The organism is Bacteroides sp. 90-K9/2 (assembly GCF_047310725.1).
Classification (GTDB): Bacteria; Bacteroidota; Bacteroidia; order Bacteroidales; family Bacteroidaceae; genus Bacteroides; species Bacteroides vicugnae.
The window spans coordinates 103,233-129,664 of the sequence record NZ_JBCGVL010000002.1; the positions used below are offsets into that span (position 1 = coordinate 103,233).

The following is a 26,432-nucleotide window of genomic DNA, read 5'->3' on the forward strand; positions in this document are numbered from 1 at the left end:
ATTATCTTATTAATGTATTTAATCACGACTTTCTCTTACAATTTTCACCTCTTTCAATCCTGACGCCACCAAAGGATCGCCCTCCGAAACAATGGCAGGATAGGCATAAGTAACCCTTTTCTCTTCGGGTAAAGATGCATCATAAATCATACGGTTCATCAGTGAATTCGCCACGTGTATTTCTAATTTGTTTTCGCCATGAGTCAGATATTTAGAAATGTCCAGATTCCATGGAGAACACCATACTACACCGGCTTCCTGAGAATTAACGAATACGCGGGCGATGAGTCCCGGATTTCCTAAATCAAGATAAATCCGGTCGTTTGAAGGATTGCATTGTATCGTCTTTTTATACACTGCCGTACCGGAATAATATTTAATTCTGGGGTCGGTACTTGATGTCCAATCATATAGTTCATCAAAAACGACCTTTCCCGGTCCGCCCCAGACGGGATCAAAATACACCTCCCAACTTCCTTTTATCGTTTCCGACCGGTTCGTCGGCTGATACCATTCCATAGCCGGCAGTTTTTCCTGCTTGTCCGTGAAAACAACGAAAAAAGCTTCGCGCGGAGCCATACAAAGATCAACACTTGTACTGCCATCCTTGCTTTTTCTACCAGTAAGAGAATAACGTTCACCTGTAACCGGATTCCACAGTTCTGCAAATTTTCTGTTAACAGGGAACGTAAAAGTAGTCTCCTCGGGCAAGTCCTTACGATTAGCCATAAAATAAAGATCTGCATCGGCCAGTTTCCGATGGGCAAAATAAATCATATTATCTTTGGTATTACCGGTTTGCATTGAGATATCAGGAATAATAGACGCCTTTTCAATAGCTTCCGCCAAAGGCATCCCCCAATAAACAACCCCTTTACCAACCTGATTGAAACCTTGAGAAGCTGGATTTTCTCCCCACAGTTCATCGGCCAGACGAGTATATTCCGCCTGTTTACCGGTATCACGGTTAGAGTCGAAATGTGCACCCGGTTTAGGGCCATACACCCGGATTCCCTGTTTCACCATTCCTGCTATTTTTCGTAAGGCATCCAATGTGATATCTCCATCCCTCGGCAGAACCATCATATTGTATCCCGTTCCGTCAGGAAGCATGATCCGGTTGTTTCGGGCCGACATACGGGTGAGAAGGGCGTCCGATGTAAAAGCATCGAAATCATAACCACCCGGAATATCCGGAAGCTTATAGGTCAATATCTTGACCGGAGCATTTCCTCCCAAATAAACGCATAAGTCGATGGCCGGCTTCCCTTTTCGCATCACATAGGCAATGCGGGCCTGATAATCCCAAAATGGAGCACTATACTCCCACCATGTATTGTTACGGTTGAGACAATAGTGCCTTCCCCCACCCGTATTACCCGGATAACGATTCAGCCAAGGCTGGTAGGCCGAAGCACAAATAACAAATTCATTGATTCCCCATGCAAAAGCATAATCAGCCAATGTCTTCAGATCAGCGGCCGAATGACTATATTTGGCATCGGTATAGGCTTCGGCCGATGCAATGTACTTATTATAGAGGTGTGCCGATGAAGAGCATTCTTTGATATCGTACATACCGTCAGGCTGGATAGGCCAGAATTCCCCCTGTGGTTTGGCTACCTTACTTTTAGCCTGAATCGGATCAGCGGGGATACAGAGAGCGTTTCCGATAGCTTGCGCTGTCAAGGTCAGCCCATTCTCCTTACACAGCCGTTCAAATGTACCGAAATAGTTATCAGAGATCATGTCGGCAATATTTCGCCGGATATCAAATAGAAAATCGTTTGAGGTTTGCACATCATTGATGATGTAACCCATCATAGCCGGAAGATATAAGGTCGGATCATATCCTTGCCGACGGGTGAACTCCTCAATAAAATTATTCGTCCAGTTCTGCGATCCCGCTTCATGACTATCCATTACCATACCCGCAAGGTTATAGTTACCGGATACTTTCAGCGAATCAAGAATAACCCCTACATAATTTCTCCACTGGAGCTCCGCAGCCGCAGCAGAGAGTTTGTCGCACTCGCGCCCCATCAGATTCCGACGACCATGTTTAATTGATGCGCCAGTAGGCACGTAAGCGAAACGCATCACCATCCAGTCACCTTCGGGAACCTCCCAGCGAAGAATACCATCCTTATCCATCTTATCGCTGATATTGAGAATACGCGAAGCATCTATCGACTCTTTGGCACTGTAGGGAGGGGTCTGATCCTTATCTATGTATTCCGGATAAAAGCCGGCTTTTTCTTCATACTCATCAAGTTTGGCAGTCGATTGTAACACAACATGGGCCAACTGCATTTCAGGACTGGAATCATTCTTCTCCCACCAGTCGTGCAAGTTCAATCGGAAATATTTACCTGTAACTGCCGGAAATGAAAGAGTTTTCAAACGCCAGCCTCCAAGGGCCCGGTATACAGGCTTCAAATCACAGACAGGAGTATAATTTACACCGTCATTTGAGACTTCCAATTGCCCCAGATTGGGAAGTACCCGATAGCCGGTACCATAAAAGGTATCCTGTGGCGGTCCCGGAACGTTACTTGCACTGGTAGTAGCCTTTCCTTTCGGACGCACTTCGTAGCTGATACTCCGGGCAGTGAATTCGTCATCGAACTGCAAGTTGAGATATACGGATTTTCCCTCTCCGGGAACCGGAATCTGCTCAACTGTGGATGATTTCGGATTAAATAAGTTCTCCAGATTAATTCCACTCATATTCGATGAATAGCTCACTTTCTCTGTTGCTGAAGAGATGCCACCACCTGCCGGAACAGGAAAGGCGATGACTGCCACATCCCGGGAATAGTTATAACGGTTGACCGGAACTTCCAGTTTTCCTTCAAAATACTGACCGCCGTGAAGTTTCCGTTCAGTGGCTGCCAAATACTTCATCCCGTATTCATAAGTGATCCAAGGACCTCCGGCTACAAATCCATTCGAGACATTGACCTCAAAGGTCAGTCCAAGTCGTTCGGCTTCCTTAGCCGAGAACCTCAACATCTCCCACCATTCAGGAGAAAAAGCGGGAAAAGCATTCTCCATCCCACCGTGTGTCTGGTCATAATAAACCACGCCACCGATTCCAGCCCGTTTGAATGCTTCAAGATCAGCGGTAATTCCCTCTTTTGTTGTTTCTGTTTCCCCATGAAACCACCACGTTTTGGTACGGGCACTGTCCTGCACATTCTCAAAACCGAACACAGCATCCGAAAGAGTATCCGTTGTGATAGCTTTGTGCCCCCCTATACAGCTGGTTAGTAATAACACTGCAATTAAAGATAATGTATTGCTGTTTTTCATTTTAGAATTTGTTAATTTTAGAATTTAGCGAACGATTGTTATCTAATACCTATTGAAAACTAAAAAAACTGACTATCCCAATCAATCTAACTTATATACTTCAGTACCTGCCAGTAAAAAGCATCCTACTCCATAATCTTCAAAATCAGGAACACTCTTATAAGTTACGGGCTGGCTATCTTTCGGTTCTTTACCACTTCCCTGCACATATCCCAAAGATCCATTGGAACGTACCGCTTCTTTAACTACAGCATTCCATGCTTTTACAATGACAGGCATATATTCTTTCTTATCCAATAAGCCATTCCGTACTCCCCAAGCCATACCATATATAAATAAGGTAGTTCCTGATGTCTCCTTACCGCCATAATTGGACTCATCATGCAAACTTACGTTCCAAAAGCCATCAGTACGCTGACAGGCTTTCAAAGCTTTGCTCATTGCCAGAAAATCAGCTTTATAGTCTGCCCGATGCACTTCATCCATCGGAATTTCATTCAGCACTCTTACTAATGCCGTATACACCCAGCCATTTCCTCTACTCCAATAGCAGTTCTTCCCATTAGGTTCTTTATAAGGAGGGACAAAATTAGCATCTCTCCACCACAATCCCTCCTTTTCATTGAATAATCCTTTCCCTATCTTATTACGCGAACAGGCGTACATCTGCCACATTTTATCATAATATTTCTGTTCACCGGTAACTTTTCCTAATTGGGCGAGAACCGGCATTCCCATCTGTATCGCATCAATCCAAGTCCAATCATCTACCTGCGGAGTATTCACCAACATATCCATTGCTGCCTTGATGTTTTTTATCTTCACCGGATCAGGACATATCTTGTAAAGCTCAATATAGGTCTGTCCACAACAGTGGTCGTCTGCGTTACGGGTTGTATTTCCATCACGCAGCCCCCACTTATGAAAATCAGCCCAGTCGTATGCATAATCATAATAATCCGAACGGGGATAAATTGTGTGTAATGCCATCAGCCCTTCATAGTAAACACCCCGGGTCCAAATATTACTGGGCCTGAATTTACCCACATAACTGGGCTGGGTATAATCGGCATACTTTTTCATAAAACAATCATTGACTTTCACCAATGTTTTCAAGGTCTCTTTCCGGTCGGGAAGAGACTGTCCCGAAAGAAGATTCCATCCGGCGAGTAATGTCACAACGAAAAATAGTCGTCTTTTCATGAATTTTATTTTAGTGATACATTAAAATTAGTTTTCAGCAAATGTAGGGCGAAAACTTTTGCATAAAATGCACCCTAGTACTATTTTATTCACTCTGATTCAGAACTGCCCAAAAGAGAAGGAAAAAGACTACATATTCGATTTCTCCATGTTTTTGTATATCTGTACATAAATTACAGAGAGAAAACGCTTTCCTTTGCCTGTCAGAAATAACAAGTAATTGCAAAATGAAGAACATCTTACTTTTTTCAGTTTTGATATTCAGTAGTCTCGTAGGAAGAGCTATAACCCCGGTCGGGGAAATGAAAAGACAAATGGAAACTCTGGACAGAGGATTAGTAGCCGTGAAAACCGAGAATGGGGTTTTCGTCAGTTGGCGTGTGTTGGGTAATGAAAAGGACGTAGCTTTTAATGTCTATAAAAATGGTAAGCTACTCAAATTCGTATCTGCTGAACACGCAACCAATCTGACTGACAAATCAGGTAACATAGAAGATAGATATGTAGTAAAGGCCGTAATAAAAGGGAAAGAAACAGATAGTTCTAAAGAAGTGAAACCGTGGAAAAAAGATTTTCTGACTATACAACTCAACCGTCCCGAAAAAGGTATGACTCCTCCACACGTCGCCTTTATTCGTCCGGACAAAGGCATTGTCAAGGAATATCCGAATGGTCAGGAATATACCTATCTTCCCAAAGATTGCAGCATAGGCGATTTGGACGGCGATGGAGAATATGAGATTATAGTAAGGTGGGATCCTACCAATCAAGCAGATAACTCCTGCTCCGGAATTACAGGTCCTGTCTATCTGGATGCCTATAAGTTAAATGGCAAGCATTTGTGGAGGATCAGTTTGGGAAAGAATATCCGGGCAGGTGCACATTATACCCAGTTTCTGGTGTATGACTTCGACGGCGACGGAAAATCCGAATTAGTTTGCAAAACTGCTCCCGGAACTGTGGATGGAAAAGGGAAGAAAATTGTTCTCGGCACAGATGATCCGGACAAAGACTGGCGAAATCTGGAAATGATTAAAGAATCATGCGGCTATGTATTGAATGGCCCCGAATATCTGACCATTTTTAGCGGAGAAACAGGGGAAGAGCTACACACTGTCCCTTATGAGGTGGCAAGAGGAGAAATTAGCTCATGGGGGGATACATATGGTAACCGTGCAGACCGCTTCTTGGCTTGTGTCGCCTATCTGGACGGAGTTCACCCTAGTATCGTCATGTGCCGTGGCTATTATCATAAAACGACTTTAGTAGCTTACGATTTTGCCAAAGGAGAATTAGTAAAACGCTGGACACATATTTCTGATGTGGAGGGTGAAGGAGCTTATGGGCAGGGAAATCACAACTTGTCAGTAGCAGACGTGGATGGAGACGGTTGTGATGAAATCATCTATGGCTCTTGCGCCATCAATAACGACGGGACATTACTTTATCGTACCGGGTTGGGACATGGAGATGCGATGCATGTATCAAAATTAGATCCTGACCTTCCAGGCTATCAGGTATGGGAAGTACACGAGGAAGTTGCAGGATACGAAAAATACGGATATGAAATGCATGATGCCAAAACCGGAGAAATCCTTTGGGGAGGTCCTACCAGCGGAGACAACGGACGAGGATTGGCTGCCGACATTGATCCTAACCACCGGGGATTTGAGATGTGGAGTGCCGACGCACCGGGAGTCTACAACTGTAAAGGGGAGAAAATCTCCGATCAGAAGCCTTCTATTTGCTTCCGTATTTATTGGGATGGAGATTTACAAGATGAAATACTGAATAAAACAACTATTAGTAAATGGGACGGACAGAAGCCTGTACCGTTGCGTACCTTCACGGAGGCCCAATATACAAGTGGCACTAAAGCTGTTCCTAATATCAGTGCTGATCTTTTCGGTGACTGGAGAGAGGAGGTCGTTTTCTGTGATGCAAAGGATCCAAGCAAATTACATATATACACTACGACCATCCCTACCGATCATCGCTTATATACATTAATGCACGATCCGATGTATCGCCTAGGTATCGCCTGGCAGAATGTAGGCTATAATCAACCACCCCACTTGGGATTTTATATTGGAGACGGGCTGGAAAATATACCTTGGCCAAAAATGTACACACCTGAATAGAAATAGATATAGTCTTATAAAAAATGCACAGATCATCGATAATCAGCCGATTTTCTGTGCATTTACCACTTAAAAGTTTATTTCTTACCAGACTCACGCAAAGATATCGCTCCGCAGAATATAACCGATAACATCTCCCTTACGTACGGTAGCACCTTGCTGTGCACATATTTCCACCACCCGTCCGGTGAATCCGGTCAGAATCTTTTCATATTCTCCCCATGGAGTAGAAAGGTAACAAAAGACTTCGTCATGCTGATATTTACGTCCGATGAATGGCGCAATGGACGGTCCTTCCACGGAAACTTCCCAAAGCACCTGCCCGTTGTCGGGAGCAATAACCGGATCTGCCTTGGCACGTTTCAACTTCTTGATATCTTCCTCGGAATAACCACTCTTTGCCATGGATGCATCCTTAGCATGTTGTAATTCATCTTCAAAACGTTTCTTGGCAACACCCGACTTATAATCGCGATACTGGCGATCGTGCATAGCTAGTTCAAAAAGTTCTTCGTCATCCTCTCCATACTCCCAGCCATTCTCATCCATTTCCTTGCGATAATCATCCAGAGCATCCGGATAATTCAACTGCGGATCAGTATCGACAAACTCATATCCTTTAGACTTCGCCAATTCTATAATCTCCGGAGCAAGCGTACCCGGCAGACGTCCACTCCTACCCAGAATCATATCCCAGGTATGGTTGTCTATCATTGTCCAGCGCTCTTCTCCTTTTACCAACTGCATAAGATTCATCAATGCAACATTCTTCACATACTGACTGAAAGGAGTCACCAAAGGAGGATAACCCAACTTAGGCCATACATATTCCACTTCGTCGAAAAGCATTACCAGCAGATCGTCAAGACTAAGTTCAGGTTCGTTCTTACTCCGCAATATCATATTGATACCGGAATGTACCCCTTTCAAATCTGCCATCATAGACCCCATCATGCCACCCGGCAAACCACATTTCAACAAAAGTGAAGACATATATTTATTGGTAGGATCCATGAAGTAACCCAGAAAATCGTCTATGAATTCCTGCGTCATCGCGCGGGCTTTCATATATGCTTTCATATTGATATCGGGAACTTGGAATCCTAAATCTTTCAACATTGCCTGTACCGAGATCACGTCCGGATGCACTTTGCCCCAAGACATGGGCTCCATAGCCACATCTATGATATCCGCACCATTTTCGCAAACCTCGAGGATAGATGCCATAGACAATCCCGGTCCGCTATGACCATGATATTGTATCAATACATCCGGATGTTTTTCCTTGATAGTCCTGACCAGTTGCCCCAACATACCGGGGCGACCGATACCTGCCATGTCTTTCAAACATATTTCAGGTGCACCGGCCTCAATCAGCTGATCGGCAATCCGGGCATAATACTCAACGGTATGTACCGGAGAATATGTGATGCAAAGAGTTGCCTGCGGAATCATGCCTGCTTCCAAAGCATATTTAATGGAGGGAATTATGTTTCTCGTCTCATTCAGTCCACAGAAGATACGGGTGATATCCACCCCTTGTGCATGCTTGACTTTATACATCAACTTACGCACATCTGCCGGAACGGGATACATACGCAATGCATTCAAGCCACGATCGAGCATATGCGTTTGAATGCCCGCTTCTCTAAAAGGTGCGGTAAAAGCACGGACGGCTTTATTTGGATTTTCGCCGTACAATAGATTCACTTGCTCAAAAGCACCTCCATTCGTTTCAACTCTTGTAAAACAGCCCATTTCAACAATCAATGGAGCTATACGTACAAGCTGGTCAACCCGAGGCTGATACTTACCGGAAGATTGCCACATATCCCGATAAACAAGACTGAATTTGATTTCCTTTTTCATCATAGCCAATAATAAGTGATTTTTTCTTTGGTTAACTTCACATATACAAATATAAAGGTTTGTTTTGACATATAGTCAAAAACAGGCTTTAAAAAACGGGTAAAAATAGATGTTTTACATCATAATGAAAGCAAAACACTACCACATACATCTTAACAGTATAAATAACAAATCAAATTGTCTAATGTTCAAAGATATATCCCCTTAAGAATCCAAAGACTTCACAAAGTTCATTCATACTAAAGTTTGCACGAATGCAAATCGCTTTTCAAAGTCATCATTCGGTATAAAAAGGGTAAGATAACCATCAGGCATAATCCATCTATCACGGAGTTTATCATATTCAAAATTACTATTGCAATAATTAATATAAGATGTTATATTAGTGGAGTCATTAAGATAAAGAATAGATTTATTACAGATATCATTTTCCAAAACACAAACTAAGACAGCATTGTCCACTACAATCTCAATGCCTTTACTCGCTTCCTCCTTAAACAAGTATTCATATATACACATCTCTTTTTTAAAAAATAATCTTTGAATGCGGCTACTTGTATTAGTGAGCACGCTTCTTCCCACATACAGTAAATTTTCAAAGTGTGAATGCAATTTAAGAGTATCCATTTCATCATTTTTTTATTGTTATTACTCTGCTAAATATTTTATGACTGATCTCTCTCATTTAAGATTCTTGATTTGCCAGACATAATTTATTCTCCAAAGTAACATATTCACATTCATATACTCACAATCATATATGATTGTATGATAAGTTTCAATTAAAATAAAGAATTACAAGAAGAAACATCTACCCATTCAAAGTTACACAAATAAAGATGAAATGAGACTGTCTTTAATAATGTAGTGATTATTAACCAAACACACAAAGATTTCGTATATCTCTCATTTCAACACACCGAAAAAAGTTTATCTTTTCTGCATAAACAACTTTTGAGTTTCTAATAAATTCTTAAGGAGTTTATTAAAAACGGTATCCAAGTTTATTAAAAACCCGAATGTAGCTTTCAGAAGGATTTACATTGAATTTATGCAACAAAAAAGGCTGCAAACCCTATAAAAGGTTGCAGCCTCAAGCTTTTCATCGGGTCTTCTATACCCTAATCCTCATAAGGATCTCCTAGATGTTTTGTTATAATCTTATACTGTTTCATCGTCAGATAACGATGATTATACGGCATATAACCGGTCGGTACAAGCTCTTTGGTCAACGGGTTACAGTCTTTAATCCATCGGCTCAGACAACGCACTACATTTTTACTGGTCGTACATCTGGGGAAGTACAATGCAGCTAATACAGCAAAAGATAAGATTCGTCTCATTTCGTTTTTAAAGTTTTAATTTGTCGTTTCATTGTTTCTTTCGTACTACAAATATACAACATCAAAAAGCGTTTGTCAAGTCATTTGGGATTTTGCCGTTAATATAAAGAACTATTTATCCATACAAAGTTAATTATCAACCAATTAAGCCATCATTTTATTTTTCCAATATTTGACATTGCAATTATTGCACAGCACTTATAATATAGCAAAATCTTTCCTTTAAAAGGAACGCCCTGTTGGTTTAAAACCAAAGCATCGTTCCTTTAAAACCAAGAAAACACTTATATTCAGACCTTATTTTCTAATTTTCCCAGAAGCTGTAATGATATTCAGGAAGACTTACTTTCCTCCCTATTACTTATCTCAAAAGCATCCTACTTTAGCCATCAAAAGCGCACCGTGTACGATAACAGTGAAAATCAGTGAAAGAAATTAAAAGAGAAACAAATACGACAGAATTATTTGGAGGTTAGTTTGCAAAGACATACATTTGTCATGTGATTTTTTTCATAGTATTAGATTTAAGGTTAACAAAGGTTGGAGCAAGGCGTTGCTCCTTTTTTTATATCCATATATGAGGTTAGTCTATACGAGTTAATTCAATAACTGATACATTCCTCCTGCTAATACACGAACTACTCCTTTCATTTCCAATTCAAAAAGAATAGCATTTATCTGATGTACGGGAATATCTGCTTCTACCACCAGAGAATTAATCTGTAAATTCCCCTGTTTCTCCAGGATAGAGACAATCTTTTGTTCTTCTTCGGACAAGTCGGGAAAAAGACTACGTTGCACATTTACTTTCCCGGAAAAAGTTGCCGGTATATTCCATCCCATTGCCTGTACAAGATCTTCAGCCGATAATAGTAAGGAAGCCTTATTATCTCTAATCAACCGATTACACCCCTTTGAATATTCATCATTTATCCGCCCGGGAAAAGCAAAACAATCGCGGTGATAGCTTTCAGCAAGTTCAGCAGTGATTAATGAGCCTCCTTTTTCTGCCGATTCAATGACAACCGTAGCATCACACATACCTGCAACAATACGGTTACGGCTGACAAAATTATGTTTGTCGGGATTCGTGCCGGACAGAAATTCGGTCAACAGTCCTCCTTTTTCGAGCATATCAATGGCCGTTTTTCGATGGACATAAGGATAAATGCGATCCAGACCATGGGCAAGAACACCTACCGTAGGCAGGTCATTGACCAGTGCTTCACGATGTGCATGGATATCGATCCCATAAGCAAGCCCGCTGACTACCAACACATCAGGACAAAGTGTTTTCAGATCGCGTAAGAAAGAGGCGCAAATACGGGTACCATAATCAGTGGCATTACGGGTGCCTACCATATTTATGATATGCAGGGAATTCAAATCGGTATTTCCTTTAAAGAAAAGGACGATAGGAGCATCTTCACATTCCCGCAAACGGGAAGGGTAAGCCTCATCATGGAAAGTCAGGCAGGAGATCCGGTTCTTCCGGATAAATTCATATTCCTGTTCGGCGCGGATCACAGCTTGCGGACAATCCAACGCCTCTATCACCCGTTGACTCACTTCAGGAATACGTTCCGGTATTTCTTTACGCAGACGGAAGACATCAACAGCATTGTTCATTCCGTCTATCAAATGTTTCGCCCCTATGTGCCCGATACCGGGCACCATTGTCAGGGCGATACTATAAATCTGTTCTTCCTCGGAACTGCTCATTTCAGGTAAGGGGCAAAGACGCTATCGAATAATTCGCTGTCACTCAAACGTCCGTTTACCACACATACCGTTTCAACAGTGGATTTCACTACTACTTTATGATCACTCTTACGGAAAATATCCTGATAGAACACATATTTGATACCTTCCTTCTTCATATAGAGTTTAGAGACAAACTCGTCTCCGCTTTTCAACGGCGTTTTGAATGCCATATTAATGCGTGCCACTACCGGATCGACTCCCTGTTCGTGAAGTGCAGCAAAGCTGACACCAACCGACGTCAGAAATTCATGACGGGTATGTTCCAGATAATGCTGATAGTTCGCATTATTAACAATTCCTTGAAGGTCGCACTCGTAATCACGCACCTTCATTTCCAATTCATAGATATAGTTCATTTAAATTGAGAATTGAGAATTAAAAGTTGAGAAATAATGGTTAGCCTCTTTTTTGCTCAATATCGAGTCCTTTGAACTTCTTCAGTTCTTCGGTTGATACCAGTTTATACAGTTTGTCACTGGGGCGTATCTTATCCGATTTCATCGAGAAGTGCTGGCCTTTCTTCACAGTCTGCACGGATTCCAAGTCAACACGTGCCTCTTCCAAAGTCATGAATAGAGCACCCGTAGTCGGTCCGGTAATGAGAAGTTTATCGCCTACGCTGACTTCCGCAGCCTCTACCAGAAATTCGGAAACTCCGATGTTAGAGAAGTATTTGATACCTTTACCTACATATATCTTACGTTCCGTAGCTGCCGAACCATAGTTTCTTGTCCATTCGCCTAAACGTTGTCCCAAGTAATAACCATCCCAGAAGCCGCGGTTGAATACAGTTTTCAGACGTTCGTCCCAAGCTGCAATCTTTTCATCGGTAAATGTCCCTTCCAGATAAGCCTTGATAGCCTCTTTGTAACATTCTACCACTGTCCGTACATATTCAGGTCCACGGGCACGGCCTTCAATTTTGAATACACGCACACCGGCATCCAACATCTTATTCATAAAGTGGATGGTCTTCAAATCTTTCGGTGACATGATATATTCGTTATCAATATCCAGTTCCACATCCGTCTCTTTGTCACGGACAGTATAGGAACGGCGGCATACCTGCATACAAGCACCACGGTTGGCAGAATGGTTCATCTCATGTAAAGAGAGGTAACATTTACCCGATACAGCCATACAAAGCGCCCCGTGACAGAACATCTCAATGCGAATCTGTTCACCGCTCGGACCACAAATATGTTCTTCCTGAATCTGACGATAGATTTCGGCTACCTGCTCCAGATTCAACTCACGGGCCAATACTACCACATCTGCAAATTGTGCGTAGAATTTTAAAGCCTCTGCATTGGAGATGTTCAGTTGAGTGGAAAGGTGTACCTCCTGCCCTATCTGACGGGCATAATTCATCACCGCCACGTCAGCAGCAATCACAGCAGAAATACCGGCTTCCTTGGCTGCATCGACAATGGTGTGCATCAATGCAATATCTTTATCATAGATAATCGTGTTGACCGTCAGATAACTTTTCATTCCGTGTTCATCACACGTACGGGCGATTTCCCGCAAATCATCAATCGTAAACGTATTGGCCGAACGGGCACGCATGTTCAGGTTTTCTATACCGAAATAAATAGAATCGGCACCTGCCTGAATAGCCGCAGCAAGAGATTCGCGCGAACCGACAGGAGCCATTATTTCAAAATCTTTTATATTCATCTTATTGTCTGATAATCATTAAATATGATAGAAGTATGCAAAGGTACGAATTTATCCGTATTTTTGCAGAGAATAAAGCAGAAAGAAGAAATGGAAAATAAGAAACCAATCGTACTCAACAATTTGGAAGAGTGGGATTTTACCGACTATATAGACTCACTTATACAAAAAGAGGAGGCTGTAGATCTGGAATTCAAAATTGCCAAAGATGGTCTTCCCAATAGTTTGTGGGATACTTATTCTTCTTTTGCCAACACAGACGGAGGAGTCATTATACTTGGAGTGAAAGAGCATAAACAGCAATTTATCATCGAAGGACTGACTAAAGAGCAAATCAGCCAGTACAAAAAAGACTTCTGGAATCAGATTAATAACACGGAGTGCGTAAACGAGAATCTACTTTCAGACAATGACTTATATGAAGGTTGTTATAAAGAAAGAAATCTTCTTCTCATCTATGTCCCCAGGGCCAGTCGCACGCAACGCCCTATTTATAGAACAAAAAATCCATTTAGCGGACATACATTTAAACGTAACCACGAAGGAGACTATAAATGTACAGATGCTGAAGTGAAACGTATGATTGCCGATTCGGACGAAAGTCATCCACGGGATTCAAGGATTTTATGCAATTATTCCATGGAAGATATCGACAAGGAAACTTTGACGCAATATAGACAGCTCTTCGCTAATCTGAAACCGTCTCATCCTTGGCTTAGTCTGAATGATTTAGAATTCCTCACTAAGCTGGAAGCATATCGCAAAGACCGGCATACCAAAGAAGAAGGATTCACTTTAGCCGGAATACTTATGTTCGGAAAAACAGAAAGTATCACTGATCCTGAATGTGCCCCCAATTATTTTCCCGACTACAGGGAACATTTGGGAGCAGACGATTCTCTTAGATGGTCGGATCGCATTTGTCCGGACGGAACCTGGGAAGCGAATCTCTTTCAGTTCTACCGTAAAGTATATCCCAAACTAACAGCCATATTGCCTAAACCTTTCCAAATAAGAAATGGTATACGCATTGACGACCCCCCCACGCACATTGCCATACGCGAAGCATTTATCAATACGCTTATTCACTGCGACTTCTCGGAAGAAGGGAACATTGTTGTCGAACAATGGGTAGATAAATACCGCTTCAAGAACCCCGGAACGATGTTGGTCAGTAAAACGCAATATTATTCAGGCGGAGATAGCGTATGCCGCAATAAAGCATTGCAAAAAATGTTCATGCTCATCGGTTTTTCAGAGAAAGCAGGAAGCGGAGTGAACAAGATTATAAAAGGTTGGAGAGAAGCTAACTGGCAGAAACCGTATGTTGAGGAATTTAATCGTCCGGACAAGGTAGAATTAACTCTACCGATGATTAGTTTATTACCGGATAACACTGTCATCAAACTAAAAAAGTTGTTTGATGGAAAGATTGAAACACTGACACAAGATGAATTAACCGTTTTGGTCACTTGTTATAGTGAAAGCGAAATCAATAACACTCAATTACAATATGTCGTTCCACAACATCGTTCGGATATTACAAAGATGCTGAAAAAACTTTGTAATGAAGGATTCTTGATTTCAGCAGGAAATGGCAGGGGAACGAAATACCATATTAATGAATCCGAGGGAAAGGTTGACAGCTCGGAGAATAATATGGAGAGTTCCGGTACAAAGGTTGGAACCTCAAAAAGACTCAAGTTTGAAGAACTCCAATCCATAATAATGTCTATTGCGGAGGATTATATCACCATAAATGAAATAGCTAAGAAAGTCGATCGAACGATTGATTATATAGCAAATAAGATTATTCCCAAGATGATAAAAAATGGAACAATCGAACATCTATATCCCGGAATCCCTAACCATCCGAAGCAGAAATATAAAGCAACCAATAAAAAAACAAATAATTAGCAGTAATACTATATATGAAGATAGATCAAATAGATCTGGGTAAATATCCCATCCTACTCGCTCCCATGGAAGACGTGACTGATCCGGCTTTCCGCCTGATGTGCAAGAAATTTGGAGCAGACATGGTATACACCGAGTTTGTATCAAGCGACGCACTGATACGTGCTGTCAGCAAGACCGCTCAGAAACTAAGTATCAGTGATGCCGAACGTCCGGTTGCCATCCAAATATACGGAAAAGATACGGAAACGATGGTGGAAGCTGCCAAGATTGTGGAACAGGCACAACCTGATATTCTGGATATCAATTTCGGATGCCCGGTAAAAAGAGTAGCCGGAAAAGGAGCGGGAGCAGGTATGTTACAGAATATCCCCAAGATGCTGGAGATCACCCGTGCGGTAGTAGATGCGGTGAAAATCCCCGTAACGGTCAAAACCCGCCTAGGGTGGGATGCTAACAACAAAGTAATTGTAGAGTTGGCAGAACAGCTACAGGATTGCGGCATCGCTGCACTGACTATACATGGCCGCACCCGTGCACAAATGTACACCGGAGAAGCCGACTGGACGCTGATAGGCGAAGTGAAGAATAATCCACGGATGCATATTCCTATTATCGGTAATGGTGACGTGACGACGCCTCAACGCTGCAAAGAGTGTTTTGACCGTTATGGAGTAGATGCTGTCATGATTGGTCGTGCCAGCTTCGGGCGACCATGGATATTCAAGGAAATAAAACACTATCTGAAGACAGGTGAGGAATTACCACCGCTAAGTTTCGAATGGTGCATGGAAGTGCTTCGTCAGGAAGTGATCGACAGTGTGGATTTGCTCGATGAACGCAGAGGTATTCTCCACGTACGCCGTCATTTGGCCGCTAGCCCACTATTCAAAGGAATACCTAATTTCCGTAACACACGCATCGCCATGCTACGGGCAGAAACAAAGGAAGAACTTTTCCGCATATTTGAAGAAATCACTTCCCAGCGTAAAGAGAATTCGGAATTTTAATCCATTATAAACCATCATCTTCATCCGCAAACTCTGACTCCTGCGGATGGAGATTACCTGTTTCAAAAGACAGAAGTATATTCCTATTTTCTACTTGAACATCGGCTGTGCAAACCACTTCTTAAACATCCAGGTCGCAACTACATACAATAGGAATGCAGAGAAAAATCCCACAATGGCGTCAATCACATAATGTGCCTGAATATATACGGTTGCCCCGCAAAGCAACATATAGAAAGGTATAAGACAAGCAAACAATTTCTTACTGCCACGCCATGCCATAATCATCAAAATAGTAGAAATACCGACGTGCGAACTGGGGAATGCCGCCGTAGGACGTTCGCCTACTTGCTGCGAACCTTCCACTAAATTATAAAAGAATCCATGCTGATACCCCGGTCCGGGAAGTAACTCCTGATTATGATTGAAATAGTCACCGATAGCCGGAAAAATACCTTTAGATACATTATCAATTCCGATAGCAGGGAAATAGAATTGAGGTCCTGCAACAGGAACGAATATATAAATCAGATAATAGATAAAGAAAGAAGTGACAAGAACAAAAGACATTTTTTCGAACCACTCAAACTTATAAATGAAATAAAACAGAGCCACAATCAGCATCATCGGATAATAAAAGAAATATCCCATATTGAATGCTTCGCTAACTATAAGATGCGGAAATGTATGACAAAACCAGATAGCAGGCTGTCCATTGAAAATAAACTGTTCGGCAGTTGCAAACACATGGTCCAGATTCGGAAAGAAACGATTGAACTCGAAAGTATCCGGATACCAGTAAGACAATAAACTCATCTGAATGACAATACGCACAAATGCTGAAAATTTACAGGGGGCAAGACGATAAAGATACATCAGTAAAAAAGTCATTGCTGCAATCATAGCCCTATCCAGCAACATATGCCATGGATGATCCATCCGCTGAAACAGGAACAGAATCAGTATGGAAGTCAACAGATTATAAATCAGTGTAATCTTTTCCACAGCAAACAACCCTTTCCGGGTTTCTATGCGCTTAAATAAGTCTAAAGCCATCCTTCATTTTTATACCAGGCAATGGTTTCACGCACTCCCTTTTCCAAATCATATTCGGGCACATACCCAAGTTCTTTCATCGCCGGGGATATGTCACATTGCCAGTTGCGTTGTTTCATTATCTTATATTTATCCGAATTCAGAGTACTGCTCCTCCCGGAACGTGTAGCAATGAATTCAGCGAACAAAGATATAACTTTTAGCACAATTAACGGACATTTCAAGTGAAGAACAAACGGATTACCCAATTCTTTTTGTATCAGGTCCGAAAATGCACGGCTTTTATAGATTCTCCCATCTGTCAGGAAATACGCTTTCTGGACTACTTTTTTCTCCATTCCCAGAAATATCGCTTGCACAATGTCTTTCACATAAACAAAAGTCAGATCCTGACGACGGAAACCTACCGAGAAATCAACATGCTTCTGAATGGACTTTGCCATCAGGAAATAGTCTGACTCACGGGGACCATAGACTCCCGTAGGACGATAAATGACATAAGGAAAACCGGGAATACTCTGAATATATAATTCCGCTTTCAATTTACTTAATCCATAAGCCGTATTAGGCATCGGAGTGTCTTCTCCGCTTATCGGAGTGTAATCCTTCTCGCGTACAGGTCCGAATACACTCAACGTACTAATATATATAAACTGCTTCGGAACCATATTCAGTTCCTTCAGTGTATCTATAAAATATTTGGTCTGAAGATAATTCACATAATCAAAGGTCTTTTTATCAGAACACTTTGTCACACCGGCGCAATGGATGATGTAATCAAACTTACTGTAAGTACCTTTATGCCCGGAGAGTTGGGCACGAAGCTCATTAGGATGCGCAAAGTCGAGTTCCAGAAAGTGAATTTTCCGGTTCTTCAAATACTGCTTGCTACTCGTAGGACGAATTCCGGCCCACACACCAAACTTTCGTTTCAACGCTTCCTCCACGATGAAACTCCCTATAAAACCACTTGCGCCTGTAATTAAAACACTCTCCATTATTACTTCCCAGGTTCTACATGAATATTGATTCAAAAAATATGATGCCGCAAAGATACGATAAATATAAAATAAAAGCCATTTTGCTTTTCTCAATTATTATTTGTTTATTTGCAACGCGATTTATTTACTATTCAACACTTTTAAAAGCACGTGGAAGATAAGGCCGATTTTGATTTTCTTTTTAAAGAGTACTATCCTCAACTTTATTATTACGCATTTCATCTGATTAATAATATGGAGGCTAGTAAGGATATCGTGAGCGACGCCTTCGAATTTATTTGGGCCAATTATGCTAAAATAGACAAAGCCACTGCTAAATCTTATCTATATGTTTATGTCCGCAACAAAAGCATTGACTTTTTGCGACACCAGAATACACATGAACAGTATGTACAAATCTATTCTGAACTGACCAAAAGTTATGTTGAAACGGAGTATCAGGAGCAGGATGAAAGAATGATGCATATCAGCAAAGCTATGGAAAAGCTGACTCCACATACCAGACACATTTTAGAAGAATGCTATATTCAACGTAAGAAATATCAGGAAGTAGCGGAGGAACTGAATATCAGTGTCAGTGCAGTCAGGAAGCATATTGTGAAAGCATTGCAGGTGATACGTGAAGAATGTGCAAAAAAATCATAAATCAGGTGTCTTTATTTTATGATTAAACGTAATATAAATAAGTATGATACAGTCGAACAGTGATGAATAAAGATATTGACAATATAGATAATACAGATAAATCTGTAGAGAAGGCACTCGACATTATGGAGAGTTCTTCAGAAATAAACGTCGAACAACTGCAGGAAATGCTTAAAGATGAGGAAGCCCTGCAAGCTTGTCGTGACATCATGGATAGTAGTCTTTTCCTGCAACAAAAAAGTGAAATAGAACTACCCAATATAGAGATGGAGTTAGAACGATTCAAGAAAAAACAATACGCAGCAAGAATACGCTCCAACCTCTGGAAAACAAGTATTGGAATAGCCGCTATGGTTACCGTTCTATTTGGAACTTACTATCTAATCAACAGCCTGACAACTCCTGCACTTGAACCAATCACTGTATTCACTGCTGATACTACTCCCCAACACATCACCCTGCAAAAAGATAACGGAGAAAAGATTGTATTAGACGAACCGCAATCAACCAATCAAACCTTACCGCAGAAAGTGATCTCAAAACCGGAGGAAAAAGAACTGGATTACAGACAAGTGATTTCAACGACCACACAAACACATGTACTCACCGTACCACGTGGCGAAAGCTTCAAAGTAGTATTATGTGACGGGACGGAAGTCTGGCTCAATGCCAATAGCAACTTTGTCTACCCTACGGCCTTTATTGGCGACGAACGTATTGTCACTTTAGAAGGCGAGGCTTATTTTAAAGTGACCAAAGATCCGAAGCGGCCTTTCATCGTAAAAACCAAAACAGTGCAGACACGTGTTCTCGGTACTGAATTCAATATACGTAGTTATACGCCCGAAGATACCCATGTAGTACTTATCAATGGAAAAGTAGAAATCAGCAACACTAAAGGAGGATCATATACCAGACTATATCCGGGAGAAGATGCACACCTGCAATCTGATGGTAACTTTATTCTAGCGGAAGTAGACCTAGACTCATACGTCTATTGGAAAGATGGCTATTTCTATTTTGATGATGTCACATTGAAAGATATTATGCAAAATCTGGGACGTTGGTACAATGTAAACATAGAATTCAGAAACAAAGAAGCAATGGAGTATAAAATGCACTTTATATCCGATCGTACCAAAGATTTAGAGCACACTATTTCATTACTTAACAGAATGAAAAAAGTAACAGTCACCTTGCAAGGCAATACGCTCACCGTAGACTAGGTTTTTATTGCATAAGTATAACAAATCTATGCAAGAAACAGCAAAATATCACTTTTCTTAAAAAATAATTCGCAAAAGGGGTATCTATTTTTTGAACTCATACGCACTAGTATTATAAACATATTCAAATAGTGTTATTAAAAACAAACGTATGAGAAATTATTGGAACCTATTTATTGTGTGCTTTCTATGCATATTGTGCTTCCAGCCCTATCGGGTAAATGCTCAAGTACAATCACAAAAGAAAATCACAATTGAATTTAGCAACGAACGATTACCGTCCGTACTAAAACGTCTAGAAAAACTTTCCGGATACAAAGTCCTATTTACGTATGATGATGTCAAGAAATTCACTGTTTCAGGCTCCATCAAAGATAAGAGCATAGAACAAACTCTCGACATTATCCTAGCTAACAAGCCATTAGAATATCATATTGAAGACCAATTTATCACAATCACTACCAAAGGACCTTCCAAACAAGCGAAAGTATTTAATGTAAAAGGAGTAGTTATTTCTGGTGATGACGGGCAGCCGCTCATCGGCGCAACAGTTGTTATCAAAGGAAGTAAGTCGGGGGTATTAACGGACATAGATGGGAAGTTTTCTATAGAAAATGTATCCAATAAATCTCTGTTACAATTTTCTTATATAGGAATGAAACCGCAAGATCTGACTCCTACCCCGACTATGAATGTTACATTAATGCCTGATGTACAAACTCTATCTGAAGTAGTAGTAACAGGTATGCAAAAAATGGATAAACGTCTGTTTACGGGAGCAACCAACCAATTGTCCGCAGATGAAGTCAAACTAGATGGTTTGCCTGATATTAGCCGGGGACTCGAAGGACGTGCCGCAGGTGTATCCGTACAAAATGTTTCCGGTACATTTGGTACCGCCCCGAAAATCCGAGTACGTGGTGCCACATCTATTTTCGGCAGTTCAAAGCCATTGTGGGTGGTAGATGGAGTAATTATGGAAGATGCAATTGATGTAGGTCCGGATGATTTATCCTCAGGTGATGCAGAAACTCTAATCAGTTCTGCTATTGCCGGCTTGAACTCCGATGATATTGAAAGCTTTCAAATATTGAAAGACGGATCAGCAACCTCTATCTATGGTGCACGAGCCATGGCAGGGGTTATTGTAGTAACTACCAAAAAGGGAAAAGCCGGTGTCAGCAAAATCAGCTACACCGGTGAGTTTACAACTCGTATGATTCCCAGTTATAAAGAATTCAATATTATGAATTCACAGGAACAAATGGGAATCTATAAAGAGATGGAACAAAAAGGATGGCTTAATAATAGCGATACCTATCGTGCAAAAGATAGCGGAGTGTATGGACGTATGTATCAATTGATCAATCAATATAATCCAGTTACAGGGCTATTCGGACTTGCCAATACTCCAGAAGCACGCAATGCTTACCTGCGCGAAGCGGAAATGAGAAATACCGATTGGTTTGATGCTTTATTTTCCAACAACATCACCCAGAATCATTCTGTCAGTATCACTTCCGGAACAGAAAAGTCTTCATTCTATGCTTCATTAAGTGCTATGTCAGACCCGGGCTGGTACAAGCAAAGTGAAGTAAAACGCTATACAGCTAATTTAAATACAACATATAATATATATAAGAATTTATCTATAAATTTAATCTCTAGTGCTTCCTACCGTAAGCAAAAAGCGCCCGGAACACTAAGTTCAGAAGTGAATGCAGCCAGTGGAGAAGTCACCCGTCAATTTGACATCAATCCATATTCGTATGCACTAAACACATCACGTGCATTGGATCCGGCAGTGGACTATACAGCCAACTACGCACCATTCAATATCCTTCATGAATTGGATAACAATTATATGGACTTAAACGTAGTTGACGTTAAATTCCAAGGAGAAGTAAAATGGAAAGCACTTCCTGAATTAGAGCTTAGCGCATTAGGAGCAGTCAGATATCAAGCTTCTTCACAAGAGCATAATATTAAAGACCACTCGAATCAGGCAACAGCATATCGCACAGGAATGGATGACGCCACTATTCGTGACAACAATAATTTACTCTACACCAACCCCGACAATCCTTATGCTTTACCCATCAGCATACTGCCGGAAGGCGGTATTTATCAACGTAAGGACTATCGCATGCTAGGAGTAGACTTTCGTGCCACAGCATCCTGGAATCATTTATTTGCAGAAAAGCATATAACCAATCTTTTCGCCGGCATGGAGGTGAATGATTTAAAACGTATGCAGAATTATTTTCAAGGATGGGGAATGCAATATACAATGGGGGAAATACCATCGTACGTCTATGAATTCTTCAAGAAAGGTATTGAGTCCGGTGAAAACTATTATGGATTAAACCATACCACAACAAGGAGTGTAGCTGGTTTTGCCAATGCAACCTATTCTTATGATGGCCGTTATACAATAAACGGAACATTCCGCTATGAAGGCACCAACCGTATGGGAAAAAGCCGTTCTTCCCGATGGTTGCCTACATGGAATATATCAGGAGCATGGAATGTACATGAAGAAAAATTCTTTGAAACATTCAGTTCTGTGCTGTCACATTTAACATTCAAAGCATCTTATTCTTTAACGGCCGACAGAGGTCCGGAATATGTAACGAATTCACATGCCATAATCACCAGCTATTCTCCATTTCGCCCTTTCACTAGCGGACAGGAAACCGGACTTTATGTATCCGACCCCGAAAATAGTGAATTGACTTACGAAAAGAAGCATGAGTTAAACATCGGTGCTGACATGGGATTCTTAGACAACCGGATCAACTTCTCAATCGACTGGTATAAACGCAACAACTATGACCTGATTGGTATAACTCCAACACAGGGAGTAGGTGGTTCTATCTACAAATATGCCAATATAGCCTCCATGAAGTCACATGGCATTGAATTCACCATCTCAAGCAAGAATATCCAATCGAAAGACTTCTCATGGAACACGGATTTCATCTTTTCCAAAGCAAAAAATGAAGTGACCGAACTTAACGCCCGATCAAGCGTGATGGACCTGGTTTCAGGTTATGGTTTTGCACGTCAGGGCTACCCGGTACGTGGTTTGTTCTCTATCCCATTTGTCGGTCTAAGTTCAAATGGTATCCCTATGTATAATATCAATGGAAAAATAACCAGTACGGATATTGATTTTCAAACACGTGACAATATAGACTATCTAAAATATGAAGGTCCCACTGATCCTACTATAACAGGTAGCTTTGGTAATATCTTCACCTATAAAGCATTCAAGTTAAATGTATTTATCACCTATTCATTTGGTAATGTAGTACGTTTAAATCCATGCTTCAACTATCAATACAGTGACTTATCCTCTATGCCCCGTGAATTCAAAAATCGCTGGACAGTTCCGGGTGATGAGAAGCATACCAATATCCCTGCCATCATTTCCAAACGTCAATATGAAGACAATAAAGATTTGATGTATGCATATAATGCCTATAATTACTCTACAGAACGAATTGCCAAAGGAGACTTTATTCGTATGAAGGAGATTTCCTTGTCCTATGATTTTCCCAAATCATGGATTACATCAGCAAAGATATCCAATTTATCTTTAAAACTTCAGGCTACCAATTTATTCCTAATTTACGCAGATAAAAAGCTAAACGGACAGGACCCGGAATTTTTCAATACCGGTGGAGTTGCCTCCCCTGTGCCCCGTCAGTTCACATTGACTCTTAGATTAGGATTTTAACCATTCAGATAATTATAAAAATGATGAAATACAAAAACGTATTATATACAGCAGTCATTTCAACCTTATGCCTGGGAACAACCTCCTGTAGCGATTTTTTGGATGAAATGCCGGATAACCGAACAGAACTAACTACCGAAGAGAGTATTACCAAAGTATTGGTATCTGCATACCCTATGACCACCAATTGTCACATAGGAGAATTCTACAGTGACAACATTGATGAAAATAGTAAAGCATACAGCTATCTTTTCCGGTTAAATGAGCACTTGTATCGCTGGCAGCAAACCACTGAAGAGAATCAAGACTCACCTCATGCCTTATGGAATGATTGTTATAATTCGATTGCATCAGCCAACCAAGCTCTGGCAGCTATTGAGCAAATGGGAAACCCTCAATCATTGTCAGCGCAAAAAGGGGAAGCTTTAATATGTCGCGCATATAATCATTTCATATTAGCTACGACATTCTGCAAAGCATATGGTACAAATGCAGATAAAGACTTAGGTATACCTTACATAAAGGAACCAGAAACATCTGTAAATCCACAATACTCACGTGGAACAGTTGCCGAAGTCTACCAAAATATCGCAGCCGATTTAGAAGAAGGATTGCCTCTAATCGACGACAATATTTACTCACGAGTGAAATATCATTTTAATAAAAAAGCTGCCTATGCATTTGCTGCCCGCTTTTATCTATATTACACACAGCCGGATTTTTCTAACTGCCAGAAGGTTATCAATTATGCCAATATAGTACTCGGCACAAATGCTTCCCAATATTTACGTGACTGGGCTGCATTAGGAGCTTTATCTCCCAACAAGAATATACAGCCGAACGCTTATGTAGATGCAGATAATCGGGCAAATCTACTGGTTATATCAGCAGCTTCATATTGGCCATTAGTTTCCGATCCGGGTTATGCCAACTGTGAAAGATACTGCATGAATAATATTACTGCCTCGGAAAGTTGTAAATCCGAAGGTCCATGGGGAGACCAGTCAAGCTACCATCAAATTCCATTTGCGCCTGGTGGCTCTATCAAAAACGGATTCCGCCGTTTAGTCATCTATCAGCAATTCACATCAGGCAACAGCTGGATCGGTTATATGCTGTATCCTGCTTTCACTACCGATGAAGCATTGCTTTGCCGGGCTGAAGCTTACACATTACTAAAGCGTTACGACGAAGCTGCAGCCGATATAGATGTCTGGCAGAAAGCCTTTACGAAAAATACGCGGCCCCTAACCAAAGAAACAATCAATGATTTTTATGCTCAACTAAAATATTACAAGCCGGAAGCTCCGACGGTAAAGAAGGAATTACATCCGGATTTTGTAATAGAAAAAGGCATGCAAGAGAATCTGATACATTGTATTCTACATGCAAGACGCCTGCTAACTTTAGAAGAGGGACTTAGATGGCAAGATATAAAACGCTATGGTATCGTAATCTACCGCCGCTACTATGAAGGTTATACTTTAGTGAATATCACCGACAAGATGGACACGAATGATCCCAGACGTGCTATTCAACTACCAGCCAGTGTCATTACAGCAGGTATGCAACCAAATCCAAGAAATGACTAACTAACTTAAGGAGGGAAAAATATGAAGAAATACATCATATATAGTTTAATCATGACATTAACCTGTGGACTGGGTGCTTGCAACAACGACGAGGACGTGGACAAAGCAAACAGCATCTTCTCTACAGAGGAAGTAGAACGCAGCCTATTCGATAACTGGATATTGGGCAATTACACCCATCCATATAATATCGCATTGAAATATCGCATGGAAGATAACGAGAGCGACATGACACATATATTAGCTCCTGCCGACTATAAGAAATCCGTAGTACTGGCTAAAATTATCAAACATGTATGGCTGGAAGCATACGATGAAGCGACCGGTAATCCAGACTTTTTACGTCAATACATCCCCAAGACCATTCACTTTATCGGCTCTCCTGCCTATGAAGACAATGGAACCATGGTATTAGGAACGGCTGAAGGAGGCATGAAAATTACATTATACAATGTAAATGACATCAATCCTGATAAAATAGATATCAATCTGCTAAACGAATATTATTTCCAGACAATGCACCATGAGTTCGCCCACATCCTGCATCAAACCAAAAACTATGATCCAGCATTTGATCGCATCACAGAAAATGCCTATATCGGCAGCGATTGGTATATGGTGGGAGCTAACCGTAACGCATGGCAACAAGGATTTGTCACTTCTTATGCAATGAGTGAATCGCGTGAAGATTTTGTCGAGAACATTGCAGTGTATGTCACAAATACAGAAAGCTACTGGAATAATATGTTACAGAGTGCCGGTGAACGTGGCCGTGCACTTATCAAACAGAAATTCGAAATAGTCTATAGTTATATGGAACAAACCTGGGGAATCAATCTGGATGAATTACGTGACATCGTTCTACGACGTCAGGATGAAATAGCAAACGGTAATGTAGACTTAAGTATTATTGAATAAACTATGAAAA

The 26,432-nt window shown here is 41.0% G+C and carries 18 protein-coding genes; 8 read left to right on the forward strand and 10 right to left on the reverse strand.

The window, feature by feature from the left end:
- Positions 1-18: 18 nt before the first annotated feature.
- Both AAHJ11_RS08045 and AAHJ11_RS08050 read right to left on the reverse strand, forming a co-directional pair.
- A complete protein-coding gene (locus AAHJ11_RS08045; RefSeq protein ID WP_320978195.1) occupies positions 19-3,315 on the reverse strand; it encodes a glycosyl hydrolase in 3,297 nt (1,098 codons plus the stop codon).
- 81 nt (positions 3,316-3,396) lie between these two features.
- Positions 3,397-4,518 (reverse strand): glycoside hydrolase family 88 protein, encoded by a 1,122-nt coding sequence (locus tag AAHJ11_RS08050; RefSeq protein WP_148366872.1) that lies wholly within the window; start codon positions 4,516-4,518, stop codon positions 3,397-3,399.
- Positions 4,519-4,745: 227 nt separating this feature from the next.
- Between AAHJ11_RS08050 and AAHJ11_RS08055 the strand changes: the two genes are divergently transcribed.
- Positions 4,746-6,659, forward strand: coding sequence for a rhamnogalacturonan lyase (locus AAHJ11_RS08055; protein ID WP_148366873.1), 1,914 nt, complete (start codon positions 4,746-4,748; stop codon positions 6,657-6,659).
- Between the two features lie 93 nt (positions 6,660-6,752).
- Here AAHJ11_RS08055 and AAHJ11_RS08060 read toward each other — a convergent pair whose 3' ends face one another.
- The 6 genes from AAHJ11_RS08060 to AAHJ11_RS08085 form a co-directional block, all read right to left on the reverse strand.
- Positions 6,753-8,528, reverse strand: coding sequence for an oxaloacetate decarboxylase (locus tag AAHJ11_RS08060; protein ID WP_148366903.1), 1,776 nt, complete (start codon positions 8,526-8,528; stop codon positions 6,753-6,755).
- Positions 8,529-8,762: 234 nt separating this feature from the next.
- Positions 8,763-9,155 (reverse strand): hypothetical protein, encoded by a 393-nt coding sequence (locus tag AAHJ11_RS08065; protein ID WP_164727300.1) that lies wholly within the window; start codon positions 9,153-9,155, stop codon positions 8,763-8,765.
- 494 nt (positions 9,156-9,649) lie between these two features.
- On the reverse strand, positions 9,650-9,871 hold the full coding sequence (locus AAHJ11_RS08070) for a DUF4248 domain-containing protein (protein ID WP_148366875.1): 222 nt from the start codon (positions 9,869-9,871) through the stop codon (positions 9,650-9,652).
- Between the two features lie 597 nt (positions 9,872-10,468).
- Positions 10,469-11,593, reverse strand: coding sequence for a DNA-processing protein DprA (gene dprA, locus AAHJ11_RS08075; protein WP_167511871.1), 1,125 nt, complete (start codon positions 11,591-11,593; stop codon positions 10,469-10,471).
- Positions 11,590-11,991, reverse strand: a complete 402-nt coding sequence (locus AAHJ11_RS08080) for an acyl-CoA thioesterase (protein WP_148366876.1) — start codon at positions 11,989-11,991, stop codon at positions 11,590-11,592. Before AAHJ11_RS08080 ends, dprA begins: the two co-directional genes overlap by 4 nt.
- Positions 11,992-12,031: 40 nt before the next feature.
- On the reverse strand, positions 12,032-13,315 hold the full coding sequence (locus AAHJ11_RS08085) for a peptidase U32 family protein (protein ID WP_217720836.1): 1,284 nt from the start codon (positions 13,313-13,315) through the stop codon (positions 12,032-12,034).
- A gap of 24 nt (positions 13,316-13,339) precedes the next feature.
- Between AAHJ11_RS08085 and AAHJ11_RS08090 the strand changes: the two genes are divergently transcribed.
- On the forward strand, positions 13,340-15,232 hold the full coding sequence (locus AAHJ11_RS08090) for an RNA-binding domain-containing protein (protein ID WP_320974748.1): 1,893 nt from the start codon (positions 13,340-13,342) through the stop codon (positions 15,230-15,232).
- A 14-nt stretch (positions 15,233-15,246) separates the two neighbouring features.
- Positions 15,247-16,242: a tRNA dihydrouridine synthase DusB gene (dusB, locus tag AAHJ11_RS08095; RefSeq protein WP_217720834.1), complete on the forward strand. Its 996-nt coding sequence runs from the start codon at positions 15,247-15,249 to the stop codon at positions 16,240-16,242.
- 90 nt (positions 16,243-16,332) lie between these two features.
- On the opposite strand, the gene AAHJ11_RS08100 is transcribed toward dusB, so the two are convergent.
- Positions 16,333-17,298 carry a phosphatase PAP2 family protein gene (locus AAHJ11_RS08100; protein WP_148366879.1) on the reverse strand — a complete coding sequence of 322 codons (966 nt, stop codon included), beginning with the start codon at positions 17,296-17,298 and terminating at the stop codon, positions 16,333-16,335.
- Positions 17,289-18,296, reverse strand: a complete 1,008-nt coding sequence (locus tag AAHJ11_RS08105) for an NAD-dependent epimerase/dehydratase family protein (RefSeq protein ID WP_148366880.1) — start codon at positions 18,294-18,296, stop codon at positions 17,289-17,291. The genes AAHJ11_RS08100 and AAHJ11_RS08105 overlap by 10 nt, the downstream gene beginning before the upstream one ends.
- Before the next feature lie 153 nt (positions 18,297-18,449).
- On the opposite strand from AAHJ11_RS08105, the gene AAHJ11_RS08110 reads away from it, so the two are divergent.
- The 5 genes from AAHJ11_RS08110 (at position 18,450) to AAHJ11_RS08130 (ending at position 26,422) form a co-directional block, all read left to right on the forward strand.
- Positions 18,450-18,944 carry an RNA polymerase sigma-70 factor gene (locus AAHJ11_RS08110; RefSeq protein WP_032845598.1) on the forward strand — a complete coding sequence of 165 codons (495 nt, stop codon included), beginning with the start codon at positions 18,450-18,452 and terminating at the stop codon, positions 18,942-18,944.
- A 62-nt stretch (positions 18,945-19,006) separates the two neighbouring features.
- Complete coding sequence (locus AAHJ11_RS08115) at positions 19,007-20,170, forward strand: FecR family protein (protein WP_320974747.1); 1,164 nt, start codon at positions 19,007-19,009, stop codon at positions 20,168-20,170.
- 151 nt (positions 20,171-20,321) lie between these two features.
- Complete coding sequence (locus tag AAHJ11_RS08120) at positions 20,322-23,912, forward strand: SusC/RagA family TonB-linked outer membrane protein (protein WP_167511872.1); 3,591 nt, start codon at positions 20,322-20,324, stop codon at positions 23,910-23,912.
- A gap of 23 nt (positions 23,913-23,935) precedes the next feature.
- A complete protein-coding gene (locus AAHJ11_RS08125) occupies positions 23,936-25,504 on the forward strand; it encodes a RagB/SusD family nutrient uptake outer membrane protein (RefSeq protein ID WP_148366906.1) in 1,569 nt (522 codons plus the stop codon).
- Positions 25,505-25,525: 21 nt separating this feature from the next.
- The gene (locus tag AAHJ11_RS08130) at positions 25,526-26,422 is read left to right on the forward strand and encodes a putative zinc-binding metallopeptidase (protein WP_148366882.1); all 897 of its coding nucleotides are present in this window, start codon (positions 25,526-25,528) and stop codon (positions 26,420-26,422) included.
- The last annotated feature ends 10 nt before the right edge of the window (positions 26,423-26,432 follow it).